The sequence below is a fragment of the Propionibacterium acidifaciens DSM 21887 genome, from assembly GCF_000426605.1.
GTDB lineage: Bacteria > Actinomycetota > Actinomycetes > Propionibacteriales > Propionibacteriaceae > Propionibacterium > Propionibacterium acidifaciens.
Window position 1 is genome coordinate 113,665 of record NZ_KE384545.1, and the last position, 21,630, is coordinate 135,294.

Genomic DNA, 21,630 nt, shown 5'->3' on the forward strand with positions numbered 1-21,630 from the left:
CCGCTGGACCGGCGCCGCCAGCGGGCACACGTGGGGGACGGGGGGAACGGTGGTCATGTGAGGATCCTTCGTCAGGAGAGGACTCCGGGCACTGGCCCGGGCGCCGGCGCGACAGCACTCCGCAGCGAGACTGGCCGACTACTCGGAACGGATCTCACTGCGGCACAGAAGTAGCAGCCCCCTCAGGGCGGCACTGTCCACAGCCACGGACCCATGCTAGCTCACAGCCCCGGCACGACGCGACAGCATGTCCTGACGCCCCGGACACCCCTCCGGGCCCATTGCGTCGAGGGGTTTGATGGGGGCATGAGACTCCGCAATGCCAGGATGGTCGACCTCGCGACGGGCGTGTCGGACCGACCCCGCGACATTGTGATCAGCGGCTCGCGCATCTACCGCTCCGACGTGTCGACGACGGGCGCCGGCGACGACGGCGCCGAGATCGACCTGCAGGGCCGCTGGGTCATGCCCGGGCTGTGGGACGCGCACGTGCACTTCGACCTGTGGGCCATGGCCTGCCGTCGCCCCGATGCGGGCCGGGCCGACAGCGCGGCCGAGCTGTGCGCAGGCCTGCGACGCATCGTCGAGGCCGGCTCGGACGAGGATCCCGTCATCGCGATGGGCGCCCAGCACTGGGCCTGGGCCGACGACCTGGACGGCAGGATGCTCGACGCGATCAGCGGGACCCGGCCCCTCGTCGTCGTGGCGGCGAACCTCCACACCGCCTGGGCGAACCGGGCCGCCCGGCGCCACTGGGGCATGGACCGCGAGGATCTCGCCGACGGCGTCCTGCGCGAGAAGGACGCCTTCCGGCTCGAGGACCGGTTCAGCGTCGTGGACGAGGCCCTGCTCGACGACTGGGTCGCCAGGGCGCAGGAGCAGGCGGCCTCCCGCGGCATCGTGGGCATCGTCGACATGCAGCACGGGCCCGAGCGCATCCGCACGTGGCGGCGCCGCGCCGCCCGGACCGACCAGCTCCTGCGCGTCGTCATCGCCTGCTGGGCCGACAGCATCGACGAGGCCATCGGGGCGGGGATGCGCACCGGCCACCCCATCGACGAGGCCGGATGGCTGCGCGGCGGGCCGCTCAAGATCATCACCGACGGCTCCTTCACCGCCCAGACCGCCTGGTGCACGCACCCGTACGGGGATCCGGACAGCGGCCTGGACCCGCACGGCTCGCCGAGCATCAGCCGGGAGAAGCTCGCCACCCTCATGAGCCGCGGCGAGCTGAACGGCCTGCAGCTCGCGGTCCACGCCATCGGGGACCGGGCGATCGCCATGACGCTCGACTGCTTCGCCGAGACGGGGGCCTCGGGCAGCATCGAACACGCCATGGTGCCGAGCGCAGCGGACATCGCCCGCATGGCCGAGCTCGGCCTCCACGCGAGCGTGCAGCCGGTGCACATGCTCGCGGACCGGGAGCTCATCGAGGACAGCTGGCCGACCGGGGCCGGACGCTCCTTCCCGCTGCGCTCGATGCTCGAGGCGGGCGTACCCCTCGCCTTCGGCACCGACGCCCCGGTCACGCCGATCGATCCGTGGCTGGCGATCCGGACCGCGGTGCTGCGCGCCGCCCCGGGGCAGGAGCCGTGGAACGCCTCCGAGTCGCTGAGCATCGCCCAGGCCCTGCGCTCCTCGACCGGGCGCATCGCCGCGCTCGTGCCCGGCGGCCACGCCGATCTCATCGCCCTCGACGAGAACCCGCTCGAGACCGATCCCGAGCACCTCGCCGAGACGCGGGTCCACCTCACGATGGCCAACGGCGAGCTCACCTGGTGGGCGGACGCCGCCGACTGAACGCGCCCGGGGCCGGGATGCGCGGGGAGGGACCGGCCCATGGGCCGGTCCCTCCCCGCGCATCCGCCTCGTCCTGCGCCCACCGGCTCCCGCACGCACCGGGCGCCGAGCCGCTCCGCACCGGACGGTCGGCGCAGGGCCCTCGGGCCGGCGTCGGGGCGCCGACCCCGGACCATCGGACGCCGGCGGTCCCGACGCGGGGTCCGCGGCGGAACTCAGGCGTCCTCGCCGTCCCCCGTCCCGGGGCGGCCGAGGTAGGCCATGGCACCGACGATGCCGCCGAGGACGAGTGTGCAGACGAACAGCCTGCGCACGCAGCGGCCGAGGAACGAGCCCTTCCTCCTGGTCTGGGCCTCCTCGGCCCGGGCAGCGGCCTTGGCGGCCCTCTTCTCCGCCTTCTTCGCGGCACGTTTCTTGCAGATCGCCATGATTGCCTCCTAGTGCGTTGTGCGGTTCCATCGTCTCACGGCCGCGGCCCTCGTCCGGTCATGGCACCGCGGGAACGGCTCATCGCCTGTTCGCGTCCTTCATGAAGTCGATGACACGGTACCGGATGGCCGGCGCGATGTCGGACAGCAGGTCGTCCTCATCGGCGGCGAGCACCGCGGTGAGGGCGCCCTGCTCGCTGGAGACGATCCGCTCGGAGGCGACCGTGTAGCGCCGGCGGAGCGCCCCGTCGAGGGTCCAGGTGATGGTCCCGGGCCCGGTCCAGGTGAAGACCGCCCGGTGCCGCCCCCCGGTGATCTCGTCGATCATCGTGCACGCGATCGGGGCGTGCTCGGGCTTGTCGGCGAGGTAGGTGGCGATGGCGTACTCGGTCCGGCCGGGCACGCAGGGATCGGGCATGTCGGGGGTGCGCTCCAGGTCGTGGAGCCGATCGTCGACCCTGGTCAGGGCGTGCGTCCAGGTGAAGGGGTTGGCGTTCTTGCACTCGATGCGCGAGCTCACCTCGACCAGGTCCCCGTCGACGGGCCGCACCGAGAAGCTCAGGACGTTGGTCGCGCCGAGGTCGTGCACGATCGCGCCCACCTTGTCGCCCTGCGCGTTGACGAGGCCCTCGAAGATGAGCCGCGTGCCGAATGCGGCACGGCGTTCGCGTCCGATGAGTGCCATGACGGTCCCCCTCAGAATCCCAGTCGGTTCAGCTGCTTGGCGTCGCGCTGCCAGTCCTTGACCACCTTGACCCTGAGGTCGAGGCGCACGGGGGTGCCGAGCAGCGACGAGATCTGGCGCCGCGCGCGGGTGCCGATCCGTTTGACGCGCTCGCCGCCCCTGCCGACCATGATGCCCTTCTGCGAGTCCCGCTCGACGACGAGGTCGGCATGGATGTCGAGCAGCGGACGGCGCCCGTCGCGGTCCTCGCGCAGACCCATCTCGACGACGGACACGGTGATCGAGTGCGGCAGCTCGTCGCGCACCTCCTCGAGGGCGGCCTCGCGGATGAGCTCGGCGGCCAGGGTCTCGTCGGGCTCGTCGGTGATCTCGCCGTCGGGGTAGAACGCCGGCCCGGGCTCCATGAGGCCGAGCAGCACGTCGGCGACCTCGTCGACCTGGTCCCCCACGAGCGCCGAGCACGGCACGACCTGCTCGAGGGCGAGGCCGCACTCGTCCTCGAGGGCGCCGATGCCGGCCAGGTGCCGGGCCAGGCGCGGCGGGTTCACGAGGTCGGTCTTCGTGGCGACGGCCACGACCGACGGGCCACCCCGCAGCCGGGCCAGCTGGCCCGCCAGGTATCTGTCGCCGGGGCCGATCCGCTCGTCGCTGGGCAGCACGAGAGCGACGACGTCGACCTCGGCCCAGGTGTCGCGGACGAGGTCGTTGAGCCGGTTCTGGAGCAGCGAGCGGGGTCTGCTCACGCCGGGCGTGTCGATGACGACGAGCTGGCCCTCGGCGCGGTGGACGATGCCGCGCACCGTGTGGCGAGTGGTCTGCGGCTTCGGGCTGGTGATGGCGATCTTACGCCTGACGAGGGCGTTCATCAGCGTCGACTTGCCCGCGTTGGGGCGGCCGACGAAGCAGACGAAGCCGCTGCGGAATCCCTCGGGGGCACTCGCGGGCTCACTCATCGGCGTCCTCCTGCTCGTCGGCCGTCGGCTCCGGAGGCCGGGAGACGACGATGGTGTCGATCTGGTGGCGCCGGCCGGTGGCCCGTTCGGCGGTGAACTCGACGCCCTGCCACGCGACGTGCGCCCCGGGGATGGGGACGCGGTTGAGCAGCTTGGCCATGAGTCCTCCGGCGGTCTCGACGTCCTCGTCGGCGAGCTCGAGGTCGAACAGGTCGCCGACCTCGTCGAGGGGCATGCGGGCCGAGACGCGCCAGCGGTCGGGACCGAGCTCCTCGGCCATGTCGGGCTCGGCGTCGTACTCATCGGTGATCTCGCCGACGATCTCCTCGACGAGGTCCTCGATGGTGGCCAGGCCGGCCGAGCCGCCGAACTCGTCGACGACGACGACCATGTGGTTGCGGCTGGCCTGCATCTCGGCGAGCAGCTCGTCCACCGGCTTGGAGTCCGGGCAGAAGGCGACCGGACGCATGTGCTGGTCGACGGTCTCGGCGCGCTCGGCGTCGGGGTTGTCGAAGACCCGCTGGGTGAGGTCCTTGATGTACATGACGCCGCGCACGTCGTCGAGGTTCTCGCCGATGACGGGGATGCGGCTGAAGCCCGAGCGCAGGGCCAGGCTCATGCCCTGGCGCAGCGTCCGGCCCGACTCGATGAAGACGACGTCGGTGCGGGGCACCATGACCTCGCGCACGAGCGTGTCGCCCAGCTCGAAGACCGAGTGGATCATCTCGCGCTCGCCGTGCTCGATGGCGTCGTTCTGCTCGGCGATGTCGACGAGCCGGCGCAGCTCCTCCTCGGAGGCGAAGGGCCCGTCGGCGTAGCCGCGGCCCGGTGTGACCGCATTGCCGACGAGGATGAGCGCGCTGGTCAGCCAGCCGAGCAGCGCGGTGCACAGGCGCAGCGGGGCGGCGGCGCGCACGGCGACGGTCTCGGCGCGCTGGCGGCCGAGGGTGCGCGGCATGACGCCCCAGAGGATGAAGGCGACAACGGTGAGGATGAGCACGGGCACGACGAGACGCGCCCCGGTGCCCTTCAGGTGCTCGGAGAGCACGTGGAGGACGGCGCAGGCGGTGACCATCTCGCACCCGATGCGCAGGAGCATCGCCGTGTTGATGGTCGGGGCCGGATCGGCCTCGATCTCGGCGACGCGCGCGGCGCCGGCGATGCCGTCGTCGACCATGTGCCGGGCCCGCGAGGGCGTGATGACCTGCAGCGCCGTCTCGCCGGCCGCGAGCAGGCTGGCGAGGACCGTCGCGAGGAGCGCGACGGCCAGCGCGATCCACTGGCCGGAGGTCATCCGGCCTCCCGCCAGCCGGCGATGACGCGGTCGTTGAGGTCGAACATGACGGCCTTCTCCTCGGGCTCGGCGTGGTCGTGGCCGAGCAGGTGGAGCAGCCCGTGGACGAGCAGGTACTCCATCTCCTCCTGGTTGGTGCGGCCGTTGCCCCCCGCCTGGGCGTCCGTGAAGGACGGGCAGATGACGATGTCGCCGAGCAGGCCCTGCGGGGGCTCCTCCTCGTCGTCGGGGACGCGCAGCTCGTCCATGGGGAAGCTCATGACGTCGGTCGGGCCCTCCAGGTCCATGAACCGGCGGTGGTAGGCGGCCATGGTGTCCTCGTCGACGAGCAGGATCGACAGCTCGGCTTGCGGGTGGATGCGCAGCGCCCCGAGGGCGTAGCGCGCCAGCCGGACGAGCGCCTGGGTGTCGACCTGCTCGCCGGACTCGTTGTTGATGTCGATCACTGCTGCTCCTGGCGGCGCCCCGAACGGCGCGCATGGGTGGTGTCGTATCGGTCGTAGGCGGCGACGATGCGCCCGACGAGCCGGTGCCGGACGACGTCGTGGCTGGTCAGCCTGCAGAAGGCGATGTCCTCGATCCCGTCGAGGATGCCCTCGACCTGGCGCAGGCCGCTCGGGGCCCCGCCGGGCAGGTCGACCTGGGTGGTGTCGCCCGTGACGACGATCCTCGAGTTGAAGCCCAGCCGGGTCAGGAACATCTTCATCTGCTCGGGGCTCGTGTTCTGGGCCTCGTCGAGGACGATGAAGGCGTCGTTGAGCGTGCGGCCGCGCATGTAGGCCAGCGGGGCCACCTCGATGACGCCGCTCGTGATGAGCTTCGGCACCCGGTCGGGGTCGAGCATGTCGTGCAGGGCGTCGTGGAGGGGGCGCAGGTACGGGTCGATCTTGTCCGAGAGGGTGCCGGGCAGGAAGCCGAGCCGCTCCCCCGCCTCGATGGCCGGACGGGTCAGGATGAGGCGGTTGACCTGCTTGGACTGCAGCGCCTGGACGGCCTTCGCCATGGCCAGGTAGGTCTTGCCGGTGCCGGCGGGACCGACGCCGAAGGTGAGCGTGTGGGTGTCGATCGCGTCGACGTAGCGCTTCTGGTTGAGGGTCTTGGGCCGGATCGTCCGGCCCCGATTCGACAGGATGTTCTGGGTGAGGACCGCCGAGGGGTGCACCCGCGGGTCGTCCGACTCCATCGCGACGATGCGCTCGACGGCCTCGCCGGTCAGGCCCTGGCCGGTGCGAATGATGGTGATCATCTCGGTGAGCACCCGCCAGGCCAGCTCGACCGCGTCGGCGGGCCCGGTGAGGGTGATGCGGTTGCCGCGGACCATGACGTCCGCGTCGAGGCGCCCCTCGAGCAGGCGCAGGAACTCGTCGCGCGGACCGAGCAGGTTGACCATGTCGAGCGAGGCGGGCACGAGGATGGTGCGCACGCCTTGGTCGTCGGTGTCGTCGGCGCCATCGGCGCGCCGGATGTTCGTGCTGGTCAGAACGGGGCCTTTCACAAGAGAACGATCTCCCCCGAAGGGGCGGTGCCGGCCCCCATGCTACGCGGCGACCGCCCCCGGCGGACGTCCGCCGCACCCGGGCGACGCCGGACGCGGCGGGCGCGGGTCAGCCCTGCGCCACGACGACGACCGTGCCGTCGCGGCCCACGGTGTCGAGGTCGAGGTCCTTGGTCTCCCTCATGGTGACGAGCGAGGCCAGGGTGCACAGGGCCATGGCGATGAGGTAGAGACCGACGGCGCCCGGGCCGAAGCGGCCGGCGAGCCAGGCGGCGATGAACGGGGCCACCGAGGCGCCCAGGATCGAGGCCACGTTGTAGCTGATGGCCGAGCCGGTGTAGCGCACATTGGTCGGGAACAGCTCGGGCAGCAGGGCCGACTGGATGCCGAAGGTCAGGCCCATGAGGGCCATGCCGATGAGCATGAAGACGGTCATGCGGACGAGGTTGGCGTCGGAGCCGGTGCCGATCCTCTCGGGGCTCAGGAAGAAGCCGAAGCTGGCCCCGAAGAGCACGATGGCGGCGGTGACGATCGTGAGGAAGCGCTTGCGCCCCCAGCGGTCGCCGAGGATGCCCGAGATCGGGATGGTCACGGCGAACGCGCAGATCGTGATGAGCTGGACGACGAGGAAGTCGTGGTAGCCGATGCCGAGGAGGCCGGAGCCGACCTTGCCGATCGAGTAGGACAGGATCCACGTCGTCATGAGGTAGAAGAGCGTGTAGGTGGCGACCATGAGGAAGGTGCCGCGCACCAGTGGGCCCCAGGAGGTCCGGAAGACCTCGACGACCGGGGCCTTCACCACGTCGCCCCGCTGCTGGGCCCGCCGGAAACTCGGGGTCTCGTCCAGCGTGAAGCGCACCCACAGGCCGAGGACGACGATGACGGCCGAGAAGAGGAAGGGCAGGCGCCATCCCCAGGCGAGGAAGACGTGGTTGCTCGGGGCCGTCGTCGAGTCGTAGTCCATCGCCACGGTGAGCAGGAGGAAGAAGCCGTTGGCCAGCAGGAAGCCGATCGGGGCGCCCAGCTGGGGCCACATCGAGTCGAAGCCGCGCTTGCCGGGGCGGGAGTTCTCACCGGCCAGCAGCGAGGCGCCCGACCACTCGCCGCCGAGGCCCAGACCCTGGCAGAAGCGCATGAGGGCGAGGAATGCGGGGGCGGCGATGCCGACCGCCTCGTAGGTGGGCAGCAGGCCGATGAGGACGGTGGCGATGCCCATGGTCAGCAGCGAGGCGACGAGGGTGGCCTTGCGCCCGGCGCGGTCGCCGAAGTGGCCGAAGAGCACGGAGCCGACGGGACGCGCGACGAAGGCGACGCCGAAGGTGGCCAGCGAGGCCAGCAACGCGCCGGTGTCGGTCGCCGTCCTGAAGAACAGGAGCGGGAAGACCGAGATGGCCGCCGTCGCGTACGCGTAGAAGTCGTAGAACTCGATGGTCGTGCCGACCAACGAGGAGACGATGATGCGCCATGCGGAACTGCCGCCGGCAGGGGCTCCCCGGTCGGCGGTCATGGCGTCATTCGTGAGATCGGTTGCTGTTGACACGTCCTCCAGGATAAGTATGTCTCACGAAACGAGACAGTTATTTCGTCATTCGAGACGCATGCCGTGAGCGAACCACGCCCGGGCGGGGCGGACGGCGGACCGGGGGCGCGGGGCTCAGCCGTGGGCGGGGCGGGACCCCGCCGGCTCGTCGTCCTCGTCGCCGCGGCGGGCGAGGTCGTCCTCGTCGATGATGTGCATCGCGGCCTCCTCGGCGCTGGCGGCGCCCCCGGAGATGCCCACGTCGGAGGCGACCGCCTGGGACTCCGTGTCCGGGCCGTCGACACCGCCGCCCGCGGCCACGAGCCGTCCGGCCCGTGTCGAACCGACCTGGCGCTTCTCGCCGCCGGGGTTCCAGTCGGGGCCGGGCTCGCCGCTGGGCTCGGGCTCCTCCTGGGCGGCCCGCTGGTCGATGGTCTCCCCCTGCGCCATCTCCGCCGGGGTGTTCCCGAAGCGCTGGGCCGCGGACCAGTGGTCGGGGGCGACGAAGCCCTCGTCCAGGGGATCGGCGACCCCCCGGTCGATGAGCGAATCGGCCTGGGACAGCTGGGCCAGATCGCTGTTCTCCGCGCTCTCGCCGACGGGCAGCTCCTCGTTGATCTCACTCATGTCTCGATCCTGCCATGACAGGGCCGCCGATGGCGGCATTGCCGACGATGATCCCGAACGGATTCGCCCCGCCCGACGGGACGTCACGGCGAGGCGGCCCGCCCCCCGTTGGCGTTGTAGCGGCCGAGCCACTCGGCGCGGAAGTCCTCGAAGTCGCCGTCGGCCATGGAGCGGCGGATGCGGTCGACGAGCCGGACGGTGAAGCGCTCGTTGTGCACCGTCGCGAGGACCTTCCCGTTGATCTCGTGGGCCTTGAACAGGTGGTGCAGATAGGCGCGTGTGCAGTGCGTGCAGGTGTAGCAGTCGCAGCCGTCCTCGAGGGGGACGAAGGCGCGGCGGTTCGCGGCGGTGGTGACGTTGTAGCGCCCGTCCGCCGTGTAGATGGCGGCGTTGCGGGCCACGCGGCTGGGGTTGACGCAGTCGAAGGTGTCGGCGCCGGCCGCGCAGGCGGCGAAGAGGTCGTCGGGCTCGCTGATGCCGAGCAGGTGGCGGGGCCGGTCGTCGGGCAGCTCGTCGGCGCACCAGCCGACGATCTCGCCCAGGCGGGCCTTCTCGATGGCGCCGCCGATGCCGTAGCCGTCGAAGGGCAGACCGCCGTCGGACGAGCGCATCGCCGACAGCTCGCGGCAGGCCCTGCGGCGCAGGTCCTCGTACTGGGCGCCCTGGATGATGCCGAAGAGCGCCTGGTAGGGCCGGTGGCGGCGCGCCCCGGTCAGGCGCGCATGCTCGTCGAGGCAGCGCCGGGCCCAGCGCCGGGTGCGCTCGAGGGCCTCGACCTGGTAGCCGCGAGTGTTGAACAACGTCGTCAACTCGTCGAAGGCGAACATGATGTCGGCACCGAGGCGGTGCTGGACGTCCATGCTCACCTCGGGGGTGAAGCGGTGCGGGGAGCCGTCCAGGGGGCTCTTGAAGTCGACGCCGTCGTCGTCGACGCGGGCCCGGCGCTCATGCCCGGCGGCGATGACGTCGTCGTCCTGGAGGCCCGTGGTGTCCATGGCGAGGGTCTTCCGGAAGCCCGAGCCGAGGCTCATCACCTGGAAACCGCCGGAGTCGGTGAGGGTGGGCCCGGGCCAGCCCATGAAGCGGCCCAGGCCGCCCGCCGCGTCGACGATCCCCGGCCCGGGCTGGAGGTACAGGTGGAAGGCGTTGGCCAGCACGGCCTGGCCTCCGGCGGCCGCGACCTGCTCGGGCAGCATGGCCTTGACGGCCGCCTTCGTCCCGACGACGACGAACGCCGGGGTCCGGACCGTCCCGTGCGGCGTCGTGATCGTCCCCGTGCGCCCCAGGCCGTTGGGCAGCCGCGCGCCCGGGGTGAAGCCGAAGTCGTCCTGGGAGGTCATGGAGATGATTGTGGCAGAACCACCGCCGCGCCCGGTCCCCGCGAACGGGTGCGGCCCCTCGCGGCCGTCGGCGCCCGGGAGGCCCCTCCCTTCCGTGGCGCGGGGCCGCCCCGGGCCTCCGGGTGCGGCCGCCCCGCGTGCACCGGCATCGGCGGAACCGGCGAGCTGGCACCCGGCCGCGGGCCGGAGCGCAGTAGTCTCGGCCCGTGCCGAAGCCCTTCCTAGCGACCGATCTCGAAGTCCTCACCATCACCCCCACGAGCGTGGTGATCAGCTGGATCACGCGATGCATCCGCCACGGCAGGCTCGTCCCCCAGCCCTACCGCACCGACGCGCGGGTCTGGCTGGCCCCGGCCGGCGCCCCGCTGCGGCTCGTCCACGAGGACAGTCGGCCGACCGCCTTCCACAAGGTGCGGATCGACGGTCTGGAGCCAGGGTGCGAGTACCACTTCCGCGCCATGTCCGGCGACCAGCAGCCCACGCCCGGCATGGCCATCACGAACCGTCGCCACAGCCCGGAGCGCACCCACCGCTTCATGACGCTCACCCCTCCGCCCGGGCACTACCTGGAGACGATCGCCCTGGCCAACGACTCGCACCTGGGCGAGAAGCGCCAGGGCATCGTCCTCGGGCCGCTGCCCACCTCGGTGAAGCCGGGACCGGGGCAGAAGAACTACGCGCAGGCGATGTTCACCGCCATGCTCGACGAGCTCGACTCGCGGCGGGGTCACCCCTTCCTCGTGCTCGGCGGCGACGTGACCTCCAAGGGCACGGCCGAGCAGACCGCCTGCGCCCGCGCCCTGCTGGACAGCTACGGCCGGCGCCACGAGTCCTGGCTGGCGGTGCGCGGCAACCACGACAGATCGCAGCACGACGGCACCGATCCCTTCGCCGAGCACTTCACCGACTACCAGGCGATGTGCACCACCACGACGACCTCGGGACTGCGCATCATCGGCCTGGACACCACCCGCGGCGGGGGCGGCGGCTGGATCACGCCGGCGCAGATGAGCGACTTCCGGTCCCTCCTGTCCGAGGACCACGACCGGCCCACCATCGTCACCGCCCACCACCCCGCGACCAACGATGCGGCCCTGACCTATCCGTCGGGGCCGCAGTTCATGCTGCGCATGCGCGACCGCATGGAGCTCCAGCTCGCCGAGCGGAAGGCCCGCGGGCTGTTCCTGCACCACGCCGGGCACACCCACCGGATGCGCCGCGGCCGCGCCGACGTGCAGGGGGCCAGCGCCGAGTACCTCGAGGTGGCGGCCTGCTCGTCCTACCCGGCCGGCTACGCCCTGCTCCATCTGTACGAGGGCGGCTACCTGGTGAACTTCTGGCGCATCGGCGGCGACGACGCAGCGGCCTGGCAGATGCGCAGCCGCTGGCAGTCGATGGGCCTGGGCCCCCTGTTCACGGTGGGCTCGACGAACGACCGCAACCACGTCGTCCTCAAGGACCTGTCCGGCCTGCGCCCCTCGGGCATGCCCGTACCGCCCGAACTGCGGGTGTGAGAACCCGACGGCCCCGCCCCGACGGCGAACACGACGCCAGGAGTCAACGACCCGCGAGGGCCCGCACCTGGGCGAGCGCGACGACGCCCGCCGTCGAGCTGCGCAGCACCGCGTCCGAGACGAGGACGGGTCGGGCACCGGCTGCGGTGAACGTCCCGAGCTCGTCGGGGGCGATGCCGCCCTCGGGCCCGATGACCACGACGACGCGGCCCGTGGACGGCACCGGCACCTCCGACAGCGGCTGCGCGGATCCCTCGTGGAGGACCAGGGGCAGGTCGGCGCCGGCGAGCAGCTCCGCGACGGAGCCGGTGCCGGCCGCCTCGAGCCGCGGGACGCGCAGACGGCGCGACTGCTTGGCGGCACGGGCGGCTGCGGCGCGCCACCTGGCGAGGCCCTTGTCAACCTTGCCGTCCCAGCGCACGACGCTGCGCGAGGCCTGCCAGGCGACGATGCGGCGGACCCCCAGCTCCGTCATGGCCTCGATGGCGATCTCGGAGCGGTCCCCCTTGGCCAGGCCCTGGACGGCGACGAGCTCCAGGGGCTCGGCGGGGGCCTCGAGCAGTTCGTCGACCGCGACTTCGAGCGAGGACCCCCCGATCGCCGTGACGCGGCCGCGCACGCCGCGACCCTCGCCGTCGGCCAGCACGACGGACTCGCCGACGCGCAGGCGCCGCACGGCGGCGGCGTGACGGCCCTCGTCGCCCTCGAGGAGGATCGTGGCGCCGGGCCGGGCCGCGGCGACGTCCTCGGGACCGGCCCAGAAGAGCGGATCGGTCATCCGTTGAAGGCCTCGCGCAGCCGGTTGAAGAAGCCCCTGTCGGCGCCGGGCCGCACACCGACCCCGCCATCGCCCTCGCCGCGCAGCTCCGCGAGCCGGGCCAGCAGCTCGCGCTGCTCGTCGCTGAGCCGGGTCGGGGTCTCGACGACGACGGTGACGCCCAGTTCGCCGCGCCGGCCCTTGTCGCGGCCGCGCAGGGCCGGGACGCCGCGGCCCTTGACGACGAGCCGGGTGGCGGCCTGGGTTCCGGCCGGGATCGCGAGCTCGACCGTCGAGTCCTCAGGGGTGGCGCCCTCCAGCTCGGCCTCGAGCGTGGTGATCGGCACGGTGCAGCCGAGGGCGGCGGCCGTCATCGGGATGGTCAGGACCATCTCGAGATTGTCGCCGTCGCGCCGGAAGACCTCGTGCTCGGCCACGAGGACCTCGACGTACAGGTCTCCGGCCGGGCCGCCGCCGGTGCCGACCTCGCCCTGGCCGCGCAGGTGGATGCGGTTGCCGCTGCTCACCCCGGCGGGGATCTTCACCGAGATCTGGCGGCGGGTGCGCACCCTGCCCTGGCCGGAGCACTCCGGGCAGGGGTTCGGAATCGTCGAGCCGTAGCCGTTGCACGTCGGGCAGACGGTGGTGGAGCGGATGTCGCCGAGGAAGGAGCGCTGCACCTGCGTCACCGAGCCGGAACCGTGGCACTGGACGCAGATGACCGGCTCGGAGCCGGCCGCCGAGCCCTTGCCGGAGCAGGTCGGGCAGACGACGTAGGTGTCGAGGTCGAGCTTGCTCGTCGTGCCGAACGCGGCCTCGGCCAGGCTGAGCCGCACGCGCAGCAGCTGGTCGGAGCCCTGGTGGACGCGCGAGCGAGGGCCGCGGCTCGAGGCGCCCCCGGCGCCGCCGAACATGGCGCCGAGCAGGTCGCCGACGTCGAAGCCGCCGGCGCCGGAGAAGCCGCCGAAACCGCCCATGCCGCCGAAGGGGTCGCCGTAGCCGGCACCGCCGGAGCCGCCGGCGCCGTTGCGCATGGGGTCGCCGCCGCGGTCGAAGACCGCCTTCTTCTGCGGATCGGAGAGCACCTCGTAGGCCTCGTTGACGGCCTTGAACTTCTCCTCGGCGTCCGGATCGTCCGTGACGTCCGGGTGCACCTGCATCGCCTTCTTCCGGTAGGCGCGCTTGATCTGCTCGGCGGTGGCGTCGCGGGGGACGCCGAGGACCTCGTAATAGTCAGTACTCATCGGTGAAGTTGATCAACCTTCTGTCAGGAACTGGCCGACATAGCGGGCGACGGCACGCACGATGGCCATCGTGGACGGGTAGTCCATCCGGGTGGGACCGACGATACCCAGGTGCGCCGGCGAATCGGAGGGCCCGTAGCTGCTCGCCACGACGGAGGTCGTCCGGAGCGGGCCGTAGGGGTTCTCCTCGCCGATGCGCACGGCGACGTCACCGGGAAGGTCGGCGGCGGCGGCGCCGAGCAGCTTGAGCAGGACGACCTGCTCCTCGAGGGCCTCGAGCATCGGCTTGACGGTCGTGTCGAACTCGGCGCCGAGGCGCGACAGGTTCGGCACGCCGCCGACCGCGATCCGCGGGGCGGTGTCGGCCGCGAGCATGTCGTCGAGGGCGCCCAGGACATCGCCGGCGACCGACGGCAGGCCGCGCGGGTCGAGGCCGCGCAGCGCCTCGAGAGCCGTCGAGACGGTCCGGGCGCCCACCGCGGAGTTGATGCGCTCGCGCAGCAGGGCCAGGTCGTCCGCCGAGTGCTCGGGGACCAGCAGACTGCGCTGGTGGATGCTGCCGACCGAGGTGATGAGGATCACCATGACCGTCTGGGGGGCCAGGGTGACGAGCTCCACGTGGCGCACGCGCACGGAGCCGACGGCCGGGTACTGCACGAGGGCGACCTGGTGGGTGATCATGGCCAGCAGCCGCACGGTGCGCGTGACGATGTCGTCCAGGTCGACGGCCCCGTCGAGGAAGGTCGAGATGGCGCGGCGCTCGGCCGGCGACAGCGGCTTGACCTGCGCGATCCGGTCGACGAAGAGGCGGTAGCCCTTGTCGGTGGGGATGCGCCCGGCGCTCGTGTGCGGCTGGGTGAGGTAGCCCTCCTCCTCGAGGGCCGCCATGTCGTTGCGCACGGTGGCCGGCGAGACCTTCATGTGGTGGCGCTCGACGAGGGCCTTGGAGCCGACGGGCTCGCGGCTCGAGACGTAGTCGGTGACGACAGCCCTGAGCACGTCGAGCTTGCGATCGTCGATCACCGCTGCCCCCTCTGCTGGATCCGCCGTTCCCCGATCCGCCGACGCCGGTCGGGCCCTCGCGCGCCGGGCTCTGGCACTCTCGGCCACCGAGTGCCAGCATAGCGCGCCGCCCGCCGCCGTCGGGCGCCCGCACCGCCCCGGGACGGGTCAGGAGCGCAGGGTGTACGGCAGCCACAGGGCGCCGACGCGCCGGGCGGTGTCCAGGTCGCGGCTGCTGATGATCGGGGTCTCGGGGCCGCCGGGCGTCCACGGGGAGCCGTCGAGGTGGACGATGCCGCCGCCCATCTCGGTGAGCATGAGGCCGCCCGCCAGGTGGTCCCAGGGTCTGGGGCGGCGGTAGGCGACGAAGTCGAGCAGGCCGGTGACGACCTGCGGGTAGTCGACGCCGGCGCAGTGCGAGGACTCCCGGAGCGGGGCCAGGCGCCCGGCGGCGTCGAAGCCGCGCCACAGGCGCTGCCCGGTGGCGCCGGTCGGGCGCGGATGGGTGGGGCTCGGCGTGACGGGCGCGCCGTTGCGGGTGACTCCCCCGCCGACCGTCGCCTGGTAGCCGAGCCCGTGGCGGGGCTGCCAGATCCATCCGGCGACGGTCCGCGGCCCCCGCATCTCGGCGACCATGACGGCGAAGTCGTCGCTGCCGCGGACGAAGTTGCCGGTTCCGTCGACCGGATCGATGACGAAGCAGTGCTCGGCGGCGCCGATGGCGCCCATGAGGGACGGGTCGGCGTAGCAGCTTTCCTCGCCGACGACGACGGCGCCGGGGAAGGCCCGCCCGAGGAGCCGGATGAACTCCGCCTCGGCCTGGCGGTCGGCGACGGTGACGAAGTCGCCGGGCCCCTTCGTGCCCACGTCGCCGCTGCCGAGCGCGCGGAAGCGCGGCTCGATGATGCGGGCGCTGACGTCCTTGATCAGGTCCATCACGTCGTCGGGGTTCATGCCCTCTCCTGTCCGGTCCCCACCGGTCCCGCGGCCGGCATCAGCCCAGCTCGTCCAGGTGGTCCTGGGTGACGAAGTCGATGAGTCTCTCGACCTCGCGGACGAAGTCGATGTCGAGGTCCTTGTAGGTGCGCACGCGTGCGAGCATCGCCCGCCAGGCCCGGCCGACGTCGGCCTGGTCGATCTGCTCGTAGCGCTTGCCGCGGGGGATGCCCAGGCGCGCCAGCGTGCCCCGCTTCCAGTCCTGGTCGAGCGGCACCTGCGGCCAGGCGGAGAAGCCGAGCAGGTGCGGGTCGATGGTCTGCCAGATGTCGATGAACCGGTGCCCGGTGATCATGACGTGGTCGCCGCGGCCCGCGCGACGCACCTGCGCGGCGATGCGCGACTCCTTGGTGTCGGCGACCAGGTGGTCGATGAGCACGCCGAGGCGACGGCCCGGGCCGGGACGGAACTCGGCGACGATGCCGAGCAGGTCGTCCATGCCGCCCATGTACTCGACGACGACGCCGACGTGACGCAGGTCGGCGCCCCAGATCTTCTCGACGAGCTCGGCGTCGTGGCGGCCCTCGACGTAGATGCGACTGCCGAGCGCCGTCCGGGCGTCCTCGCGCGGGCCGGCGAGCGAGCCGGAGGCGGTGCGGCGGCGGGTGGAGCCGCGGCGCGGGGGGATGCGCAGCGCGACGGGGCGGCCCTCGACGAGGTAGCCGTACTCGCCGACGGGGAAGGTGCGGCGCCGTCCGGCCCGGTCCTCGAGGACGACCAGTCCATTCTCCCAGCCCACGACCTCGCCGCAGTAGCCGTCGGGGCCGACCTCGATGATGAGCCCGAGCTCCAGGGGCAGGTCGACCGTCCTCGGCCTGTTGCCGCGCCTCCAGTCCCCCGAGAGCACGTCGGCGCCGTAGCGATCCTGACCAGCCATGCTCCCCAGCCTAATGGTCGCGGTCGTCGCTCTCGTCCGGCGGGCGCCCCGCGACCGGTCGGGCGCTCAGCCGACCGCTGGACCGCGGGATCGCAGTCGAGATCTGCCAGCCGGAGGCCCCGGCGGCCGGCCGGACGCTCAGCCGACCGCTGGACCGCGGGATCGCAGTCGAGATCTGCCAGCCGGAGGCCCCGGCGGCCGGCCGGACGCTCAGCCGAGGATCTCCAGCGTCACGGCGTCGCCGAGCAGCCGCCCCGCCGGGGTGAGGCGCACCTCCCCGCCGGCCGTGGTGACGAGCCCGCGCTCGACCAGGCCGGGCAGCGGGGAGCGCTCGGGGCCGCTCAGCTCGGCCACGTCGAGGCCCTCGCGCAGGCGCAGCCGCAGCATGACCGTCTCCTCATGGCGGGTCCGCGCGTCGAGGATCTCGTGGCCGGCCCGCGGGCTGGCCCCGGCGGCGAGCATCGTCGCATAACGGCGCGGGTGCTTCACGTTCCACCAGCGCGCCGATCCGAGGTGGCTGTGCGCGCCGGGGCCGATCCCCCACCAGTCACCGCCGCGCCAGTAGGCGAGGTTGTGGACGGCCTCGCGCCCCGGACGGGCCCAGTTGCTGATCTCGTAGTTGGACAGCCCGGCGCTCCCCAGCAGTTCCTCGGCGAGCAGGTACTCGTCGGCCTCGAGGTCCTCGTCGGGCTCGGGCAGCTCGCCGCGGGCGATGCGCCGGGCCATGGCGGTTCCGGGCTCGACGATGAGGCCGTAGGCGCTGACGTGCTCGGGCTCGGCGCCCAGGGCGGTCTCGAGCGAGACCCGCCACTGGTCCAGCGTCTCGCCCGGCGCGCCGTAGATGAGGTCGAGCGAGACGTTGTCGAAGCCCGCCCGGTGGGCCCAGCGCGCCGCCTGCACCGCGCGGCCCGGGCGGTGGCGCCGTTCGAGGGTGGCGAGCACCCGCTCGTCGCCGGACTGCATGCCCAGGCTGAGCCGGTTGAAGCCCGCCGCCCGCAGGTTCGCCAGGCGACGCTCGTCGAGGGTCTCGGGGTTGGCCTCGATGGTGATCTCGGCGCCCGGGACGAGGGCGAAGGAGCGGTGCAGGTGCTCCAGCAAGCCGGCGAGCTCGTCATCGGTGGCCATCGTCGGGGTGCCGCCGCCGAGGAAGACGCTCGTGAGGGCCCGGCCGTCGCCGGCCAGCGCCCGTGCGGCCAGGTCGATCTCGCGGCGGGCGGCCCGCGCGTAGTCACCCGTCGACATGCCGGGCAGCTGGGCGGGCGTGTAGGTGTTGAAGTCGCAGTAGCCGCAGCGCGCCGCGCAGAAGGGCACGTGGACGTAGCACGACAGCGTCCGCCCGGGCGTCGTGACGAGGGCGCCCGGTTCGGCGGCCGCGGCGGGGCCGGCCGGCGGCACTACGCCCTCTTCCCGGCGGCGTCGACGGCGGTGAGGGCGGCGACGAAGGCCTCCTGCGGCACCTCGACGCGACCGACCATCTTCATGCGCTTCTTGCCCTGCTTCTGCTTCTCGAGCAGCTTGCGCTTGCGGGTGATGTCGCCGCCGTAGCACTTCGCCAGGACGTCCTTCCGGACCGCGCGGATGGTCTCGCGGGCGATGACGCGGGTGCCGACGGCTGCCTGGACGGGCACCTCGAACTGCTGACGGGGGATGAGTCTGCGCAGCCTGCCCGTCATCTCGACCCCGTAGTCGAAGGCCTTGTCGCGGTGGACGATCGCGCTGAAGGCGTCGACCGGTTCGCCGTTGAGCAGGATGTCGACCTTGACCATGTCGGCGCTCTGCTCGCCGGCCTCCTCGTAGTCGAGGCTGGCGTAGCCCTTCGTCCGGGACTTGAGGGCGTCGAAGAAGTCGAAGACGATCTCGCCGAGCGGCAGCGTGTAGCGCATCTCGACGCGGTCCTCGGACAGGTAGTCGACGCCGTCCTGGGTGCCGCGGCGGCTCTGGCACAGCTCCATGACGGGGCCGATGAACTCGGCCGGGCACAGGATCGTGGCGCGCACGACCGGCTCATGGACGGATTCGACCCTCCCGTCGGGGAACTCGGAGGGGTTCTGCACCCGGTGCTCCGTGCCGTCCTCCATGACGACGCGGTAGTCGACGCTCGGGGCCGTGCTGATGAGGTCGAGGCCGAACTCGCGTTCGAGGCGCTCCTGGATGATCTCCATGTGGAGCAGCCCGAGGAAGCCTGCGCGGAAGCCGAAGCCCAGGGCGCTGGAGGTCTCGGGCTCGAAGGTCAGGGAGGCGTCGTTGAGCTGGAGCTTCTCGAGGGCCTCGCGCAGCTCGGGGAAGTCGCTCGCGTCGATCGGGTAGAGGCCCGCGAAGACCATCGGCTTCGGGTCCTTGTACCCGGCCAGCGGCTCCGCGGCGGGCCGCGGGGCCAGGGTGATGGTGTCGCCGACGCGCGACTGGCGCACGTCCTTCACCCCGGTGATGAGATAGCCGACCTCGCCGACCGACAGCCCCTCGGAGGGGGCCGGCTCGGGCGCGTGGACGCCGATCTCGAGCACCTCGTGGGTGGCGCCGGTCGACATCATGCGGATGCGGTCGCGATGGCTCAGGCGGCCGTCGACGACGCGCACGTAGGTGACGACGCCGCGGTAGACGTCGTAGACGGAGTCGAAGATGAGTGCCCTGGCCCGTCCGTCGGCGTCGCCGACCGGCGCGGGGACCTGTTCGACGATTGCGTCGAGCAGCTCGGGGACGCCCTCGCCGGTCTTGGCCGAGACGCGCAGGACGTCGGAGGGCTCGCAGCCGATGATGCCGGCGAGCTCCGCGGCGAACTTGTCGGGCTGGGCGCCGGGGAGGTCGATCTTGTTGAGCACCGGGATGATCGTCAGATCGGCCTCGAGCGCCAGGTAGAGGTTCGCGAGGGTCTGGGCCTCGATGCCCTGGGCCGCGTCGACGAGCAGCACGGCGCCCTCGCAGGCCTCGAGCGAGCGGCTCACCTCGTAGGTGAAGTCGACGTGGCCGGGGGTGTCGATCATGTTGAGGACGTGCTCCCGGCCCCCGACGATCCAGGGCATGCGCACCGCCTGCGACTTGATGGTGATGCCGCGCTCGCGCTCGATGTCCATCCTGTCGAGGTACTGGGCGCGCATCTCGCGCTCGTCGACGATGCCGGTCAGCTGGAGCATGCGGTCGGCCAGCGTCGACTTGCCGTGGTCGATGTGCGCGATGATGCTGAAATTGCGGATGATGGCCGGATCGGTGGCTCCGGGCTGGACGGTCAAATCTCGTCGACTCCTCGATCGATCGTGCGCCGCCCGTGGGGCCGCCGTGGACGACGCGTTCTGGCCGGCGGCCGGGCCGCGGGCGAACCCATTGTCGCACGGCCGCGAAACGCGCCCGGCCCGCGCGGGGCCGTGTGATCGGCCATGCCGATCCTGCCCTGCGGATGCGCATCGGTCCGGCCCGCGCTGGGCCGTGCGATCGCGCGGAGGATCGACGCACGGGTCGACAACGCGTCCGGCCCGCGCGGGACCTCGGGGCGATCCACGGGGCCATCGCCGCCCCGCCGGCGCGTCCGGTCCGTACGGGGCCGGGCGGGTGCGCCGGCTCGCCCGGGCCCGGGCGCCCGCGCGTGGTTTGAGGCGGCATGCGTTCGGGTGATAGAATCTCTCGCTGTGTCTGTGCGCCGTCCGCGCGACAACGCCGGATCGTGCTCACGCGACACGAATCACCCAGTACCGGCACCAGAGGTTGAGGACACGTGGCAAACATCAAGTCGCAGAAGAAGCGCATCAAGACCAATGAGAAGGCCCGTCGGCGCAACAGGGCGGTGAAGTCCGCCCTGCGCACGCACGTGCGTCACTTCCGCGAGGCCGCAGCCGCAGGCGACAGGGAGAAGGCACTCGAGCTGGCGAAGGTCGCCAACCGCGCCCTCGACAAGGCGGCGTCCGCCGGCGTCATCCACGCCAACCAGGCGGCCAACCGCAAATCGGCCATCTCCCTGAGGGCCGACTCCCTCTGATCCTCATCCGAGTCCGCCGCGCCCGCACCGGGCCGGGGACTGACTCCCCGCAGCAAGCGCCCCGATCCTCACTGGGTGGTCGGGGCGCTTGCGCGCGCCCTGGACCGGCCGGCCGAGCGGGCACGGTCGACGGCCAGGAGCAGCTGCTCCAGGGCGAAGTGCGGATCGGTGGCGGCCCCCTTGACGGCGGCGTCCGCGGCGGCGACGGCGACGAGCGCCCGGGCGACACCGCCGGGCTGCCAGCCCCGCGCCTGGGCGCGCAGCGTCTTGACCTTCCACGGGCCGACGCCGCAGATCTCGGCCATCTGGTTGTCGCGCAAGCGCTCGCCCTGGGCGCCGAGGTAAAGGCCGAGGGCGCGCAGATCGGCGGCGAAGGCGGCGGTGACGGCCGCCGGGTGGACGCCGCACGACAGGGCCCAGCGCAGTTTCTCGAGGGCCTGGCCGGGGCGTCCGGCGAGCGCATCGGCGCTCACCGCGTAGCCGGTGACGTCGACGCGGCCCGCGAAGTAGCGGTTGACGACATCGACGGTGAGCCGCTCGCCCCGCCAGTCGGACGCGAGCTGCCCGACGGCGCCCGCCAGGGCGCGAAGGTCCTTGCCGACGGCCTCGACGAGCCCCTGGGCGGCCCGGCCGTCGATGCTCATGCCCTGCTCGCGGGCCTCCCCGGCAACGAAGTCGGTGAGCTCCCAGGCCTTGAGGGGCTCGGCGGCGATCCGGGCGACCCCGGCCTTGCGGAGCCTGGTGAGCAGCCCGCGGCCCTTCGTGCCGCCGGTGTGCTCGGCGACGACGCAGACCGTCTCGCTCGGGGTGGCGGCGAACTCGACGAGCCTGGCCCCCAGTCCGTCGTCGGCGCTGCCCAGGTCGTGGATGACGACGACGCTGTGGCTGGCGAACAGGGAGCCGCCGGTGGCCTCGAGGAAGTCGGCCGGGCTCGCCGAGGAGGCGTCGAGCTCGTTGACCTGGACGTCCGGCCGCTCGGCGCGGGCCCGCGCGAGGATCGCGGCCGTGGCGCGCTCGGCCAGCAGCGACTCGGAGCCGTGGACGAGTGTCGTCGTACCGAAGACGGAATCTGAACTCACCCTGCCATCGTGCCACCCGGCACCGGCGGCGGCGCCCCGGGCGCGTCGACGAC

20 protein-coding genes are annotated in these 21,630 nt (G+C 72.4%); 3 read left to right on the forward strand and 17 right to left on the reverse strand.

From position 1 onward, the window contains the following. The first annotated feature begins 306 nt into the window (after window positions 1-306). On the forward strand, window positions 307-1,800 hold the full coding sequence (locus K336_RS16590; RefSeq protein ID WP_043151180.1) for an amidohydrolase: 1,494 nt from the start codon (window positions 307-309) through the stop codon (window positions 1,798-1,800). A 215-nt stretch (window positions 1,801-2,015) separates the two neighbouring features. On the opposite strand, the gene K336_RS18900 is transcribed toward K336_RS16590, so the two are convergent. From K336_RS18900 to tgt, 9 genes are all read right to left on the reverse strand, one after another. Beyond that, window positions 2,016-2,228 carry a hypothetical protein gene (locus K336_RS18900; protein ID WP_021798115.1) on the reverse strand — a complete coding sequence of 71 codons (213 nt, stop codon included), beginning with the start codon at window positions 2,226-2,228 and terminating at the stop codon, window positions 2,016-2,018. A gap of 79 nt (window positions 2,229-2,307) precedes the next feature. Further along, entirely contained in the window at window positions 2,308-2,913 is a 606-nt protein-coding gene (locus tag K336_RS0112995) for a hypothetical protein (protein WP_021798132.1), read from the reverse strand. Between the two features lie 11 nt (window positions 2,914-2,924). After that, complete coding sequence (gene era / locus K336_RS0113000; protein WP_021798125.1) at window positions 2,925-3,866, reverse strand: GTPase Era; 942 nt, start codon at window positions 3,864-3,866, stop codon at window positions 2,925-2,927. Then, window positions 3,859-5,160 (reverse strand): hemolysin family protein, encoded by a 1,302-nt coding sequence (locus K336_RS0113005; RefSeq protein WP_021798122.1) that lies wholly within the window; start codon window positions 5,158-5,160, stop codon window positions 3,859-3,861. The genes era and K336_RS0113005 overlap by 8 nt, the downstream gene beginning before the upstream one ends. Next, window positions 5,157-5,606 carry an rRNA maturation RNase YbeY gene (gene ybeY / locus K336_RS0113010; RefSeq protein ID WP_028707258.1) on the reverse strand — a complete coding sequence of 150 codons (450 nt, stop codon included), beginning with the start codon at window positions 5,604-5,606 and terminating at the stop codon, window positions 5,157-5,159. Before ybeY ends, K336_RS0113005 begins: the two co-directional genes overlap by 4 nt. Then, on the reverse strand, window positions 5,603-6,550 hold the full coding sequence (locus K336_RS0113015) for a PhoH family protein (protein WP_043122388.1): 948 nt from the start codon (window positions 6,548-6,550) through the stop codon (window positions 5,603-5,605). The genes ybeY and K336_RS0113015 overlap by 4 nt, the downstream gene beginning before the upstream one ends. A 214-nt stretch (window positions 6,551-6,764) precedes the next feature. Beyond that, window positions 6,765-8,195, reverse strand: a complete 1,431-nt coding sequence (locus K336_RS16595) for an MFS transporter (RefSeq protein WP_233418774.1) — start codon at window positions 8,193-8,195, stop codon at window positions 6,765-6,767. Window positions 8,196-8,309: 114 nt separating this feature from the next. Next, window positions 8,310-8,801 (reverse strand): DUF5709 domain-containing protein, encoded by a 492-nt coding sequence (locus K336_RS0113025; RefSeq protein WP_028707260.1) that lies wholly within the window; start codon window positions 8,799-8,801, stop codon window positions 8,310-8,312. An 83-nt stretch (window positions 8,802-8,884) separates the two neighbouring features. Next, on the reverse strand, window positions 8,885-10,141 hold the full coding sequence (gene tgt / locus K336_RS0113030) for a tRNA guanosine(34) transglycosylase Tgt (protein ID WP_028707261.1): 1,257 nt from the start codon (window positions 10,139-10,141) through the stop codon (window positions 8,885-8,887). A 206-nt stretch (window positions 10,142-10,347) separates the two neighbouring features. Between tgt and K336_RS0113035 the strand changes: the two genes are divergently transcribed. Further along, window positions 10,348-11,655, forward strand: a complete 1,308-nt coding sequence (locus tag K336_RS0113035; RefSeq protein ID WP_028707262.1) for a metallophosphoesterase — start codon at window positions 10,348-10,350, stop codon at window positions 11,653-11,655. Window positions 11,656-11,698: 43 nt separating this feature from the next. Here the strand turns inward: K336_RS0113035 and K336_RS0113040 are convergent, their stop codons facing one another. The 7 genes from K336_RS0113040 to lepA form a co-directional block, all read right to left on the reverse strand. Next, the gene (locus K336_RS0113040) at window positions 11,699-12,433 is read right to left on the reverse strand and encodes a 16S rRNA (uracil(1498)-N(3))-methyltransferase (protein WP_028707263.1); all 735 of its coding nucleotides are present in this window, start codon (window positions 12,431-12,433) and stop codon (window positions 11,699-11,701) included. Continuing rightward, window positions 12,430-13,656, reverse strand: coding sequence for a molecular chaperone DnaJ (gene dnaJ / locus K336_RS0113045; protein ID WP_028707264.1), 1,227 nt, complete (start codon window positions 13,654-13,656; stop codon window positions 12,430-12,432). Before dnaJ ends, K336_RS0113040 begins: the two co-directional genes overlap by 4 nt. Before the next feature lie 12 nt (window positions 13,657-13,668). Beyond that, window positions 13,669-14,679 (reverse strand): heat-inducible transcriptional repressor HrcA, encoded by a 1,011-nt coding sequence (gene hrcA, locus K336_RS0113050; RefSeq protein WP_028707265.1) that lies wholly within the window; start codon window positions 14,677-14,679, stop codon window positions 13,669-13,671. Between the two features lie 147 nt (window positions 14,680-14,826). Continuing rightward, the gene (locus tag K336_RS16600; protein WP_021798124.1) at window positions 14,827-15,612 is read right to left on the reverse strand and encodes an inositol monophosphatase family protein; all 786 of its coding nucleotides are present in this window, start codon (window positions 15,610-15,612) and stop codon (window positions 14,827-14,829) included. Window positions 15,613-15,652: 40 nt separating this feature from the next. Continuing rightward, window positions 15,653-16,531: a DUF3097 domain-containing protein gene (locus K336_RS0113060; RefSeq protein ID WP_021798114.1), complete on the reverse strand. Its 879-nt coding sequence runs from the start codon at window positions 16,529-16,531 to the stop codon at window positions 15,653-15,655. A 210-nt stretch (window positions 16,532-16,741) separates the two neighbouring features. After that, window positions 16,742-17,860: a radical SAM family heme chaperone HemW gene (gene hemW, locus K336_RS0113065; RefSeq protein WP_043151217.1), complete on the reverse strand. Its 1,119-nt coding sequence runs from the start codon at window positions 17,858-17,860 to the stop codon at window positions 16,742-16,744. A 65-nt stretch (window positions 17,861-17,925) separates the two neighbouring features. After that, a complete protein-coding gene (lepA, locus tag K336_RS0113070; protein ID WP_028707267.1) occupies window positions 17,926-19,758 on the reverse strand; it encodes a translation elongation factor 4 in 1,833 nt (610 codons plus the stop codon). A gap of 479 nt (window positions 19,759-20,237) precedes the next feature. Between lepA and rpsT the strand changes: the two genes are divergently transcribed. Beyond that, window positions 20,238-20,498 carry a 30S ribosomal protein S20 gene (gene rpsT / locus K336_RS0113075; RefSeq protein ID WP_021798133.1) on the forward strand — a complete coding sequence of 87 codons (261 nt, stop codon included), beginning with the start codon at window positions 20,238-20,240 and terminating at the stop codon, window positions 20,496-20,498. Between the two features lie 68 nt (window positions 20,499-20,566). Here rpsT and holA read toward each other — a convergent pair whose 3' ends face one another. After that, on the reverse strand, window positions 20,567-21,577 hold the full coding sequence (gene holA, locus K336_RS16605) for a DNA polymerase III subunit delta (protein ID WP_021798123.1): 1,011 nt from the start codon (window positions 21,575-21,577) through the stop codon (window positions 20,567-20,569). Between the last annotated feature and the right edge of the window lie 53 nt (window positions 21,578-21,630).

What these genes read in the sequence shown, in the direction of transcription:
- K336_RS16590 (WP_043151180.1), top strand. Translation starts at nt 307, where the DNA reads ATGAGACTCCGCAATGCCAGGATGGTCGACCTCGCGACGGGCGTGTCG.
- K336_RS18900 (WP_021798115.1), bottom strand. Translation starts at nt 2,228, where the DNA reads ATGGCGATCTGCAAGAAACGTGCCGCGAAGAAGGCGGAGAAGAGGGCC.
- K336_RS0112995 (WP_021798132.1), bottom strand. Translation starts at nt 2,913, where the DNA reads ATGGCACTCATCGGACGCGAACGCCGTGCCGCATTCGGCACGCGGCTC.
- era (WP_021798125.1), bottom strand. Translation starts at nt 3,866, where the DNA reads ATGAGTGAGCCCGCGAGTGCCCCCGAGGGATTCCGCAGCGGCTTCGTC.
- K336_RS0113005 (WP_021798122.1), bottom strand. Translation starts at nt 5,160, where the DNA reads ATGACCTCCGGCCAGTGGATCGCGCTGGCCGTCGCGCTCCTCGCGACG.
- K336_RS0113015 (WP_043122388.1), bottom strand. Translation starts at nt 6,550, where the DNA reads ATGGTCAACCTGCTCGGTCCGCGCGACGAGTTCCTGCGCCTGCTCGAG.
- K336_RS0113025 (WP_028707260.1), bottom strand. Translation starts at nt 8,801, where the DNA reads ATGAGTGAGATCAACGAGGAGCTGCCCGTCGGCGAGAGCGCGGAGAAC.
- tgt (WP_028707261.1), bottom strand. Translation starts at nt 10,141, where the DNA reads ATGACCTCCCAGGACGACTTCGGCTTCACCCCGGGCGCGCGGCTGCCC.
- K336_RS0113040 (WP_028707263.1), bottom strand. Translation starts at nt 12,433, where the DNA reads ATGACCGATCCGCTCTTCTGGGCCGGTCCCGAGGACGTCGCCGCGGCC.
- dnaJ (WP_028707264.1), bottom strand. Translation starts at nt 13,656, where the DNA reads ATGAGTACTGACTATTACGAGGTCCTCGGCGTCCCCCGCGACGCCACC.
- K336_RS16600 (WP_021798124.1), bottom strand. Translation starts at nt 15,612, where the DNA reads ATGAACCCCGACGACGTGATGGACCTGATCAAGGACGTCAGCGCCCGC.
- K336_RS0113060 (WP_021798114.1), bottom strand. Translation starts at nt 16,531, where the DNA reads ATGGCTGGTCAGGATCGCTACGGCGCCGACGTGCTCTCGGGGGACTGG.